General features: G+C 37.5%; 10 protein-coding genes. All 10 read right to left on the reverse strand.

The genetic code is table 11. From position 1 onward, the window contains the following. Positions 1-214: 214 nt before the first annotated feature. Positions 215-1,159 carry a HEAT repeat domain-containing protein gene (locus IW16_RS23245; RefSeq protein WP_131327971.1) on the reverse strand — a complete coding sequence of 315 codons (945 nt, stop codon included), beginning with the start codon at positions 1,157-1,159 and terminating at the stop codon, positions 215-217. A gap of 10 nt (positions 1,160-1,169) precedes the next feature. Beyond that, the gene (locus IW16_RS25955; RefSeq protein ID WP_051890665.1) at positions 1,170-2,546 is read right to left on the reverse strand and encodes a hypothetical protein; all 1,377 of its coding nucleotides are present in this window, start codon (positions 2,544-2,546) and stop codon (positions 1,170-1,172) included. Then, a complete protein-coding gene (locus tag IW16_RS23255; RefSeq protein ID WP_034750421.1) occupies positions 2,534-3,193 on the reverse strand; it encodes a hypothetical protein in 660 nt (219 codons plus the stop codon). Before IW16_RS23255 ends, IW16_RS25955 begins: the two co-directional genes overlap by 13 nt. 57 nt (positions 3,194-3,250) lie before the next feature. After that, complete coding sequence (locus IW16_RS23260; protein ID WP_034750423.1) at positions 3,251-4,891, reverse strand: phospholipase effector Tle1 domain-containing protein; 1,641 nt, start codon at positions 4,889-4,891, stop codon at positions 3,251-3,253. A 30-nt stretch (positions 4,892-4,921) separates the two neighbouring features. Then, positions 4,922-6,019 carry a DUF2931 family protein gene (locus IW16_RS23265; protein WP_034750426.1) on the reverse strand — a complete coding sequence of 366 codons (1,098 nt, stop codon included), beginning with the start codon at positions 6,017-6,019 and terminating at the stop codon, positions 4,922-4,924. A 261-nt stretch (positions 6,020-6,280) separates the two neighbouring features. Continuing rightward, positions 6,281-8,140, reverse strand: a complete 1,860-nt coding sequence (locus IW16_RS23270; RefSeq protein ID WP_228376984.1) for a type VI secretion system Vgr family protein — start codon at positions 8,138-8,140, stop codon at positions 6,281-6,283. 261 nt (positions 8,141-8,401) lie between these two features. Continuing rightward, positions 8,402-8,809, reverse strand: a complete 408-nt coding sequence (gene tssD, locus IW16_RS23275) for a type VI secretion system tube protein TssD (RefSeq protein WP_034750429.1) — start codon at positions 8,807-8,809, stop codon at positions 8,402-8,404. A gap of 211 nt (positions 8,810-9,020) precedes the next feature. After that, entirely contained in the window at positions 9,021-10,586 is a 1,566-nt protein-coding gene (locus IW16_RS23280; RefSeq protein WP_034750431.1) for an ABC transporter permease/substrate-binding protein, read from the reverse strand. Then, positions 10,583-11,503, reverse strand: coding sequence for an ABC transporter ATP-binding protein (locus IW16_RS23285; RefSeq protein WP_034750433.1), 921 nt, complete (start codon positions 11,501-11,503; stop codon positions 10,583-10,585). Before IW16_RS23285 ends, IW16_RS23280 begins: the two co-directional genes overlap by 4 nt. 9 nt (positions 11,504-11,512) lie before the next feature. After that, positions 11,513-12,685, reverse strand: coding sequence for an ergothioneine biosynthesis protein EgtB (egtB, locus tag IW16_RS23290; RefSeq protein ID WP_034750437.1), 1,173 nt, complete (start codon positions 12,683-12,685; stop codon positions 11,513-11,515). Between the last annotated feature and the right edge of the window lie 56 nt (positions 12,686-12,741).

A 12,741-nucleotide genomic window follows, 5' to 3' on the forward strand; every position in this document is an offset into this window, starting at 1 on the left:
CATTTTTAAGAGAATAATTTTTCTTAATTGCTGATATGTTTTTATAATCAGGTATTTTTTTTTAACAAAACAGCTTCATTATACCAAAAATCTTTTTTTTCAAAAACAATATTATATTTTTTAGAGATACACAACTCATCATACTTAAAAAATAATTTTAGAGTTTTCGTAAATTCTTTTCTTTCAATCCATCCTCTATAAAACTGAGAGATATTTACTTCATTTTTTCTAATAAATCATAATATCCTTTTGCTTTTTCAGCAACTGTATCATTTAAAGAATTAAGTACAGGTTTCACCAATCCCATATCATTTTTATTAGGATTCTTTTCTAAATTTTCTAATCCCAAAAAAACAATATCAGTATTCTCTGAAGCTAGCATTGAAATAAATTCTTTTCTTGGAATTTCGACTTTCATTTTATGCAATGCTTCAATAGCCTTTGAAACAACATCAGATTCTCTGTGAGAAAGCATTTTACTTATCAATTTTTGATTTTGAGGAGTGTTAAATTTACTCAATGCATCAATACCTTTTGTTTCTAAATTCTCTATGGATAGCATCGGAGTAATATAATCTACAGACAATGGGTTTTCGACAAAAGAAAGTGCTTCGGCGGACTCCTCTTTTATTTTTCTATTGTCCGATTTCAGGTTTTCAGAATAATATGAAAGTTGTTTTTTTAATTCTTCATTGGAACCACTACTTATTTGAATTGGAAAATTACCTTTGTATGAAATACTTTCAGATTGAGTATTTCCTGTACCAGCTGATAATTCTAAGTCGTAAATTATATCAAATTTTCCATCTTTCAAAAATTTAAAATAACGCCCTAAAAAATATACATTTTTATATGTTTCACCTGACTGTATTTTAATAGGAATATTTTCCTCACTAAGATTCCAACCTCTATTTTTTTTCTCTACAAAAGGTTGTTGACAATCAAAAGATATATCATTGGGATTAGGATAGAATAACAAAACAAAAATTTCCTTATTTGTATTATTTTTAATGGTAAGAATAGCAGGAATTATCCCATTTATTATATTTTTTTCTTGACCACCTGAAAAGGTAACGTTTATATTATCTTTCATATTATTGCTGTTTTGAGCTACACATTGCATATTGATAAGTAAAAGTATAAATATTAAATTTTTCATAATTAATATTTTAAGGTAAATTATGGTCAGGACTAACTACATTAGCATTTGCAGGCAATGTACTCAATCCCCCTATTGTTACTGCAAACCCTGTTTTGGTTGTTTTATGTTTCCATATAGGAGACGCCTTCGTTCCAGTGTTAAAAATTTCATGAGTTCGTCTAAATCCGGAATTTGGAACAACAATATCTAAAGCTCCACAACAAGCGCATTTATATTTAAATAATTGATGAGCTTCCATAATCCCACTTTTTCCTAGTGTTATATATGATCTTGGAATTGTATGCGAATCTATTATAATCATACCTGCACCGGGATAACCAGCTTTCCAGCTAGAATTTTGACTGCTTTGACTTGATAATGGAGGAAATGGAGGATTATCGTTAGTGAGCCCACTATATTTTACGACTTCACTTCTTTGCAAATTAATCAGGTCTGCATTAGAACCACTATCTGACTCCCATAAGTTTTCCACTTTTACTCCAATTGCATTAGGTTGGTTAACGTCCTGATAAAATACACTACTAAAATTAATGGCATGGCAACACACCGAAAAACCTTGTGACGTAGCCTTTACCACACCTCCTATTTTAGCTTCAATTTTAAGTTGTCCGCCATGCCCCGGGTTTGTCATTGCAGTCCCTTTGATAATTACTTTAGTAGTGGTTGTAATAGTAGAAGGTGTAACACTGGCATTCCCGTTGTCTGCATTTGAATTTATAATTGCTAAATCAACAGAACCTTTTCCTGTTATTGTAACTTCCACTTCATAGGTTTTATTTAAAGGAACACTGTCGGGCACTCCTGCTACTGCTGATGCATTTTTTTCTACATATGGGTTCCCTCTGATTACCCTGCCAATATGCACAGAAACGGGGCTAGAAGGCACAGGCGCCCCCTCCGCGTCAATACTTCCCGGCTTATTAATCTGTCCGGAAGTTACAAACTCTATCTTTCCTGTTTCAGGTGGTATATTTCCCGGCAGTTTGCCTATTCCCGGCAACGTTGATTTTTTTAATAATACAAAATTATCCTGTACTTTAGCCGTTCCGAAATCCTGCCATTCAACAAGGGATATCATCTTAAAACCGTCATAAAATGTAAAGTTCGGAATCTTTTTTTCCACAATTGTTCCGGTAAGCTTACCTTGTGTGGTAGGTACATCATTTAAAACTTTAAATTCACCCAAATGGGCATTGAATTTTATCTTTGCCTGATGTATTGATAATAGCAATCCATCTTCAACTTTATCCTTTTCCTCATTTTCAGCACGCTTGTCTTCCATTTTCCGGCTGTTGTCAGCCTTGATCTGATCCCTATCCTGTGTGGCGCCCTGATTCTGAGTATCCGGAGAGGTAGCTTCTGTATCTTTATCTAGCCTATCCATAATAATGAATGTTTTAAGTGGGTATTATGTTTTTTGACTTCTGTAAAGCCTTCCTCATAATGATCTGCTTTAAATACAAATAACCCTCTGAAATCATCAACCTCAGTTTGGTCCAGATTTTCAGGAGAAATTACTAACGTGATTGTATCTCCATCTTTTACAGGGGTGACGATTTCTGTAAATCCATCAGGAGACTCTCTCTTTCTCTTCGTATCAAATGACTGTAATAAGCCATTGAAAAGCAATCCAAACATATTGTAACCGCCTAAAAAATCGATCAGCCTGCTTTCATCTTCAAGAACACTGTTTATCTGGCTGAAATAGTTATCTATAACTTCACCTTTGTGGGTTTCTGAAAGTCTGGCAGCTATTTTCATCCATCTTAAACGAAGAAAACTAAGGTTATTAACTTCAATAATATTCCCGTCTTTATCAACCGTTAATTCCAACTCATCAAATAAGTAACTGATTTGTTTTAAAAATTTTCCCATCGCATTATCGTCGTTTGAAAAATTGAAATCAACAACTAAAACATGATATTTAAAATAGCCTTTTTCATTTCCCAAATGATAAACCTCTGCTGTTCTCACATAACTTTTTTCTTTACAGTAAGAAGTATCAGGATTAGAAATTACGAGTGTTTCCAATCTATAGGTTTTGCAGAAATTCTTTAGAGGGTGTTCCAATATCAATTTGTTTATCGTTTAAAACTCCATTCTTTTCCGATCATCAGTAGGTGAATAGGCAAGGCTGTCCATTAACGTATTAATTTTTGCAGATCGGTGTAAATATCTATTTTTCAGTTTTCTGAGAAGATAATCAGACTTATAGGCTGTAACCACTACCTCTTCCAGCTGTATAGCAGGAATTGCACGGTCAGCAGCAGTTGCTACAGGGACCTCTGCATTGCTTTCTTCTTCGATTTCCGGTTCAGCTTCATGTTTAAAGTTTCCTTTAAGCGTCCATTTTTCATTCTTTTCTATAATATGATCTTTCATATAGGCCTTTACTTCATCTAAGAAAGTATCATTTAAAGCATAATCTGCCAATATTTTTGAATAGAACAGGTTATTGTCCTCTTCATTAAGATACGGCAAAGCGTAGTCACACATAAAATGAAGCGGTATAAAACTATATCCTCTATACAGATAGCGGGTTCCGGTAAGGGTGTATTTCCAGTGTGCTTCAATAGCCAGCTGATCTCTTTTGAACCAGCCCTGCTCTATTAATTCATCCCTGAAAGCGTCTAGTGATCCTGAAAAATAAGCCTTTTCAAGCCAAACGTATTCTTTTTCAGTAACCCCTTCTGCAGGATCTGGCTTGTAGCCGCTTTCACTGATTTCCGCTGCAGACAGTACATCATGATTGTAACTTCCGCCCACATCACTGTGTACTCCGGGAAAGTTTCTTTCAATACCTGATTTAAGGTCTACCGGCAGGAATCTTGTCAGGGAAAAATTTTCCCGATGTTCATCAGCAGCTGTAAAATGTACAGCCTTTCTCGGTGAACCCAGCTCATGCAGATGGAGTTCACCCACTTTCTTCTGAAAGCTCGGAAGAAGAAGACATGTAGGATCGTAAGATGCCACAGTATCATATACCCCTATAAATCTCGTATGAATGGTCATAGAATCTACCAGTTCCCGGTCTAATCCTGCCTGTAAAAGCGCTGTTCCCAAATGTCCGAATTTAGGAAGCATTCCATCTTTTACCCACGATTTTTCGATGGACATAAATTCACTTGTCTCATGATCTACATCAATTCTGCTTGCACCCTGCACTGGTGGATAATAAGCTTTGGGCGCATATGCTCCCATCTGCAAATTATAGGCAAAGTTCCGTGCGGCTGCAGCACCCCGGCTAAATCCAAAGACATCAACAGTAAGTACTATGGATTTCAGCTTTTTCTTGCTTCTCCCTTCATCATTTCCTTTTTTCACTGCTTTGGCCAAAGCTGTACAACCAATTCTTACCTTTCCGATGACGCCTGTTTTTCCGCGGCCATATTTGAAACCTCCTCCCTCATCATCGGCTTTATCAATGGTAGCAATTCCCTCTACATAAATTGAATAACTTGCCCTTTGTGTACACATATACTTCCGTGCAACATTGGTAAAATCATTGCCAAAACTATTATCGTCTTTAGCATATTTTTCAAAAATTTTTCTTTCTTCTTCTGTTGCCGAGATATTGCGAAATTCTCCTTTTCCCTGAACCTTTTTACGGATTTCAGTATTCTTCAGATTATTCCTGGTTCCGTCAAAAAACACCCCAAAAGTAAGGTGGAGTTCATCCGGAGGCGGAGGTTGGGGATTCCCTGTGTTATAAACAAATGTTATACTCATAATTAAAGAATTAATAAGTGTTTTTTGTTCCTAATTAATAGTTATTTTATTGTTTTTCAGCCAAATCTGCTGCCCTCCTTTTTCTAATTGTACGGAGGCAAAATTCCTAAGCTCATTAACTCTAACTACTATTTTAATTTCATTCTTGCTGTTTTCTTTGCTCAAGCTTTCAAATGCTTTCGTAATCTCATGCTGGTCAAAACTTATTGTTCCCTCATAGATTTCTTTATCTTCAAACCAACTGAAATATATTTTTTGGGGAACCGCTCTTTCTTTGGGGCTATTCCATTTCAGTTCTTCCGGGATATTTTTATATTCTTTGATCTGCGTATCACCAAATAAGAATTCATTTTCTCCATTTAATAAATAATAGTCGACCTCATCAGTAATTCCCTTATTGGGAAATTCAAATACCGTCCTCCAGTTATACCTTTGTCTGTACGTATCCCATAATTTGTAAGGGATAGACTTCCCTTCGTTTGCCTGTGCCACTTCTTTAGGAACAATTCCAAACTCGTGCATCACCTTACGCTGGTATTCCGCATCAAACATATTTTTCTGAGGTCCAGGGCTCAGGGCATCGATTTCAGATTTTGGTATTTCGATCTTTTTTCCCTGGTATTTTCCTATTTCTATCTGTCTCCCTGCTCCGGAAAGCCAAACGACAACGGTACCTCCGGGTGCAAATCCTACAATAATCTGATCATAGTTTTCTTTTCTGGGCTGAGGGTTATCTTTACTCGTTGACGGCACCAAATATCCCTTTTGAAAGAGGGCGTACATCTTGTCGTAATCAATGTCTGTATCGATCTCATAAAATATTTTTTCAGCATAGGAAACCCAAATGACGTGCAGATGATCGGGAACGCTTTTTATTCCATTACTCATCCCTCTGTTGGCTTCCCCCCATGATCCACCGGTTGTTCCACTATACAGACTGGTAAATTCTCCATCTGAAGATTCAAGTCCTCCACGATATACATCTACTGGATAGCCTAACGGGGCTGAGGTAGCATCAAGCCATTCATATTTTGTCATTGCTTTTGTTTTTTTATGATCTTTCTTTTCCTGACACGAGATCTGAATAAAGAATAATAAGCTTAATAAATATTGTATTGATTTGTTCATTGTTTAAAAAAATTATTCTTTAATACCTTTACCACAACTGAGCTTTCATATTAATTGATTTCCTATTTTACAGGACTACATCTCTGATTGCTAATGCTGCCTTTGAATTAAATTGAAAACTGCTCCGTCATAATTTAAAATTTTTGCCATCAGCATCATGATCAATACATTCAGAACTGTATTACTGATAAAAATACCTACACTTATAACATCCTGCATTGGCAGCGAATGTTGATTTTAATGTCTGAGTGACAGAAGCTTTTAGCCTTTATTGACTTTGGCATCTATTTTACCCAGCATTTTGGCCACTCCTGCACTCTGCAGTAAAATATCTCCATTTTTCGCCTTATGAGTCGTTGTAGAAGTACTCTCTTTCAAATCACCGGTTATATTGATGGTTTTATTTTCATTAACGGTCTGCTGGTAATTTTTTGACGTGAACTGATGATTATTTATAATATGAACAGCATTATCATTTCCGACGCTTGTTTTCATATCTTTTCCAACATTAATACTCAGGTTCTCACCTGCATTGAATGTCATATTTTTAGGAGCTGTAACTATAATGTTCCCTGCTCCGTCCATAAAATAATTGTTGCCGCTCGGATCAACAATGTTGACACTTCCTTCTGCATCATTCATTAAAATCCTGATTCCGCTTCTCGTCTGTATGGATTTTAAATGATTGTTCAACCCGCCTCCCAAAGCAGTTCCGCCATGGAACATTCCTCCCATTACGAAGGGTCTGTCCGGATGGTTGTGCACAAAACCTACCATTACCTGATCGCCGACTTCGGGTATAGCTACATATCCTCTGTTCTGACTGATCTGATCTGTTCCTCCTGCATCGGGAGACATCATTCTGATAAAATTGGTATGGTCATTCATCTGCCAGTCGAATCTCACGGTTACCCTGCCCTGTCCCTGAGGATCAGTATTGGAAATTACGGTAGCGATCTGCGGCTGTGCAATGGGTACCACAAATTCAGGTTTAGGAATATAGCCTGTGTCTGAAGCTATCGCTTCAAATTTCCCGGTATAGTTTCCTAAGGTATCCACTTCATGAATAACTTCAGTCATCATCAGTTTTGTAAAATAGGCGGTCTGGCTGCTATCTGTTTTCCGCATCTTAATATCTGCAATACATCCCGGATATAAAAAAGGAAGAGTTGTTCCTCCCGATACGGTAAAGACTTCTACTGCCCTGCTTCCTGATGTAGAGGTTTGGGAAATGACCACGTCCATATCTGTGGCTGCTTTTATGGGAGCAACCTGTAATGACGGTGTTTTGAATATTCCCGCATTGTTTTGATAAGCTGTTTTTGCTAAATTTCCCATATGCTTTATAGGAGTTTCTCCGGAACTGAGCTTAGTATTGGAACTGCTGTTATACCCGTAAAAACTGGGTTTGATATGCACAGCTTTTAATTCAATACTGACATCGGAAACACTACTTCCATATACCAGTTCCAATGCTTTATTTTGGGGCGGCATATTTCCAAAGTGCAGAATTTCGCCATCGTAGTAGAACTGTTCACCATAGGCTTCTGCCATTCTGCAAAGATAGTTGTAGTGTGTTTCTTCATACTGAGCACTATAGAGAATTTGAGAAGATGCTTTAGCATTGATTTTTACATCAAACTTGCTGCTTTCTATTCCCTGCTTGATAATGTCCGTTGCAATGATGCCCATATTGACGGGTTGTGCTCCACCAAAGCTTTGGGTATGAGGAGCAGCGTCCAATAATATCGTGGGACTGTAGCCTTTCAATACAATGTTTCCAAGACTGTGATTTTCCTGGCTAAAGCCAACTTTTGTAATAACCCCCACAAAAGTTCTTTCCGGACTATTTTCAACGTCTTTATAGGTGATATTTACAGTGAGTCTTCCTCCTAAAAATCTGTTGGCCTGTTCCAGCTCATGATTTTGTTTTTCAGACAGAGTATCATTGGCAAGGATAAGTTCAAATTCATGATGCTTTCTTACACTTTGCTGCAGACGGAAATATTTAAAATGCTTGATGATTTTACCATCAATCACAATATCAAGTTTCACCACACGGTTGATTCCAGGAATATTATTCTCTGCAATCTTGTCAGAATTTGAGATATTTTTATCCATATTATTTAATGTATTTTTTGGGGTTCTTACTTTTTAAAAAAATTAAAAAAATATACAGATGCTCTATAAAGTTAAAAAAAATTCCCGTTATAAAATGCGATTATCATGTCTATTTTTCAGTTCTCCTGATAAATGAGTAATCCTGTCCGTTACTATCTGAACAGCAGTCATTAGAGACAAAAAAAGACAGAACGGCATTCCTAACGCCGGATACACCATTCTGTCTGATAATTTTTTAAAAAATTTTTAAGAAATTTTACTCTAAGAAGTAGGCCATTCTGCCTTGTAAGAAGAGGTACCCAAGTCGATAAGTTCTGCACTTATAATGAAACTGATGTACATACTGTTTTCATCTACGGCATCAAAATCTACTTCATGCTGAATCACATATCCGTTCTCCCATTTCAAAGTAGTCAGTGTTCCTTCTTCGTGAGATTTGTTGAATGTCACTTCTCCGGTTGTAGGCTTATATTTTCCGTTAAGAAGACTTTCCAGAATATCAGACTTTTCTGTAGCTTCTACTGTGATTTTGATCAGCGCATTAGATGGATCTGATGCTACTCTTCCGGATACGTCTGTGGAACGGGATACACTATAGTTAAGTCTTAATAGTTTCTGCCCTTCGCCACCGTTGAATTTTAGAATTCCTCTTGAATTTTTTTCTGCCATGATTGGTAAATTTTAGTAATTAATATTCTGTGATTTGATGTTATCTATTTCACCAAATATAGAATATTAAATTCGCAATAAGCCCGTTTAACCATAAATATCAAAAAGTGTAGTAGTACTACGACTAACAACCGTTAGGCTTAATACCTATTGTAAATCAAATATTTATCATTTAAAAAAAAATAATCCAACGTATTACAGATCCTGTATTTTACTTTACATCAAAGTATTTTTTAAGATCCGATATACTTTTTATCTTCAGGTCTTCAGCCTGTTTTCTGCGCATCATCAAAGCATAGGAATTATTAAACCCAAGGGGCTTCAGCCATTGGATTCCATACTGTTTTTCAAATTCGGAATTGACATATTCATAGGTTTTACCGGCACTTTGGGTAACCTCTTTTACCGTTTGTTCGGTAGGCTTTAACAGCACCAGAAGGCCGGTTCCTGTATATTCCGGATAAAAATCTATGGCTCCGTTCATCAGGGCATCAAAACAGATTTTAGTTCCGCCCAGGCCCGTTTTTGTTTCCACTTTATAATCTGTGTAGCCCTCGATCAGCATTTTATACATTTCGGTAAGAATGTACTGCTCTCCAAAAATTTTTGACCCTATTCGTATAGTCCCGGAATTTCCTTTTCGGGAAGTTTTGTATAATTTATTTTTAATCAGAAAGTCCCTGGCTATTTTTTCAGGAGTCTGATTGAGGTAATCCGATTTGTAATTCAGATCGGTCATAATGGAGTCGTTGAATTGGCCTGCCAGTAAATTCAAAGTTTCTTCAAGTTCCGGAAATTTCTGCAGTGTTTTTGTTTTGATAACGGGTGCTGCATAATATGGGGGGAATATTTTCTTATCATCATTCAGGACATAGAGATCAAAAGCTTTGATTCTGCCATCGGTAGAATATCCGCTGATCAGATCGAGTTCTTTTTCATAGGCTGCTTTGTACATAATGGCATCATTTACCACAACAGGATTTACATTAAGTCCGTAAACAGATCGCAATCCCAGATCACCATCCTGCCTTCCCATAAATTCCGGAGTAAAACCTGCTTTTATTTTATTTCCTGAAACAGATGTGATCAGATAAGCCGCTCCGATAATGATAAGAATAACCGGAACCACATATTTCAGTTTCTGAAACAGACGGTATCCGGATCTCTGGACAACAGCAATGGTCTGATCCAGCAAAACAGCCAACAAGGCTGCAGGAATTGCCCCTGCCAGAATCATGTTTGTATTATTGAGTGAAATCCCTCCAAAGATAAATTCACCCAAACCTCCGGCTGCAACAAAGGATGCCAAAGTAGCCACTCCCACGTTGATCACTGCTGCTGTTCTTATCCCGGCAATGATCACAGGCATAGCCAAAGGAAGCTTCACTTTAAAAAGAAGCTGGCTTCTGTTCATTCCCATCGCTGTTGCCGCTTCAATAACAGTCGGATCCACTTCTGTAATTCCTGTATAGGTATTACGGATAATCGGTAAAAGAGCGTAGATCAGCAATGCAATAATAGCAGGTTTAGCGCCTATCCCAAAAGCCGGAATCATAAACCCTAACAAAGCAATACTCGGAATGGTCTGTAAAATACCTGCAACTCCCAATACGGGAGTGGACAGTTTCCTTTTTCTGGCAATCAGAATTCCCAGAGGCAGTCCGATGATGATCGCAAGGATTAAGGACAGAAAGGTAAGCCCCAAATGCTGGACGATCTGGGTGAGTAGTTTTTCCTGCTGTTCAATAATAAACTGCCAAAGACTTTGCTGCGTCATACGATCTGTAATTTTCGGTAATCATTGAATGCCCTGATCAGGTCTTCATACTGGTCTGTATTTTTATGATCTGAACTCAGTTTCTGTAAAGCATCCCAAACACTGGTATCTTCAACAAATTTAAATTCATCATATTGATTTTCTGAATTGAGAAAAGGACCTGCATCCTTCAAAGTTGCTATCTTATATTCCAGAAGCAGACGGTTTTCAGCAAAAAATCCACTGACGAAACTGTTCTCAGGACGATAAAGCATTTCTTTGGGAGTTCCCGTCTGAATAATTTTTCCTTTATCCATTAAACAAATCCTGTGTCCCAATTCAAAAGCTTCCTGTACATCATGCGTAACCAGTATAATGGTTTTATTTTTAAGTTCTTCCAACGACTTAAATTCAGAATGAATATCCGCTTTTGTAATATTATCCAGTGCTCCGAAAGGCTCATCCATCAGCAAAACGGGCGTATTGGCGATCAAAGCTCTTGCGATTCCTACCCTTTGCTGCTGGCCTCCGCTCAGTTCATTGGGAAACCGGGAAAGAATATCTTCGGCAAGATGGAGTTTATCCAGGAGTTCTTCTGTTCTTTTTTCTGTTTTTTTCCGGTCCCATTTCAAAAGTTCGGGAACGACGGCAATATTCTGTTTAATAGTGTAATGAGGGAATAACCCAGCATGCTGCATCACAAAACCTATTCCCATACGGAGCTGTTCGGCCTTTTGATCACGGATATTTTTACCATCAATTAAAATATTTCCGGAATCTGCTTCTATAAGACGGTTGATCATTTTAAGCGTCGTTGTTTTGCCACAACCGCTCGTTCCGAGAAGGACCAGAATTTCCTGATCATAAGCCTGAAATGAAATATGATCAACTGCAGGTTTTCCGTTAAAGTTCTTTGAAACTGATTCTACTGTAATCATAGGCAAAAATTATCGGGCAAGTCTGATTCCGGTAAACTGCCACTTAAGGCCTGTCTGAAAGAAATTACGGTATGTATTTCTGCTGTGGCCCGGAGGTGTGGCATCAGAAGCACCCCTCAAAACCATTTGATTGACCATGAATTTTCCGTTATACTCTCCTACTGCACCTGCTTCTTTTTTAAAGCCGGGATACGGTAAATAAGCGGAATTGGTCCATTCCCAGCGATTTCCCCAGTCGAAATGAGCAGATGCAGTTTCCCATTCAGCTTCAGTGGGCAGGCGCATCCCTTTCCAGGATGCAAAAGCAGAGGCTTCATAAAAGTTGATGTGGCAGACCTCATCATCCTGATCAATTTCCTGTAAACCGTTTAAGGTATAATTCATCCATTTTCCATCTATATAATGCCAGTAGAGAGGAGATTCTGCATGGTTTTGTTTTACCCAATCCCAACCTTCGGCATGCCAGTGTTTAAAATCAGTATAGCCTCCAGCTTCCATAAATTCAAGATATTCTCTGTTGGTGACCAACTGATCTGATATTTCAAATTCATTAAGATATACTTTGTGTCTTCCCAATTCATTATCAAAACAGAAGCCTTTTCCATCAAAACCAATGTCATAAACTCCTTCCGAAAACTTTATCATTCCGGCAGCTGTATTTTTTTTTCTTTTGAAAGAAGTCTCTTTTTTATAGGCTGGAAAAAGTGGATTATGTCCTAAAATATATTTAATATCCGTGATCAGTAACTCCTGATGCTGCTGTTCATGGTTGAGCCCCAGTTCCAGAAGCGGTTCAACGGCCTCATTCAAAAAACTGCTTTCTAGAAAAGCTTTCATATGCTCATCGACATATTCCCGGTACCTATAAATGTCGGAAACGGAAGGGCGGCTCAGATTTCCCCGGTCAGTACGGATTACTCTCGCCCCGATCGTTTCGTAATAGCTGTTAAAAACAAAATTATATTGTGGATCAAAGACTTTATAATCAGGAAAATTGGGAACCAGAATAAAGGTTTCAAAAAACCAGGTGGTATGTCCGAGATGCCATTTCGGAGGACTTACATCCACAATAGGCTGTACCACATAATCTTCAATTTCTAAAGGGGCACATATTTCTTCAGAATACTTTCGGATATTGATGTATTTTTTTACTAAATCTGATGTTGCAATTTCTGGTGTCATGTTCTTTAGTTTTAATAAGTTACTTTAGAATCTTCATTTTTCATTATTCACTCTTC

Origin of the sequence: Chryseobacterium vrystaatense (assembly GCF_000737765.1) — a bacterium.
GTDB lineage: Bacteria > Bacteroidota > Bacteroidia > Flavobacteriales > Weeksellaceae > Chryseobacterium > Chryseobacterium vrystaatense.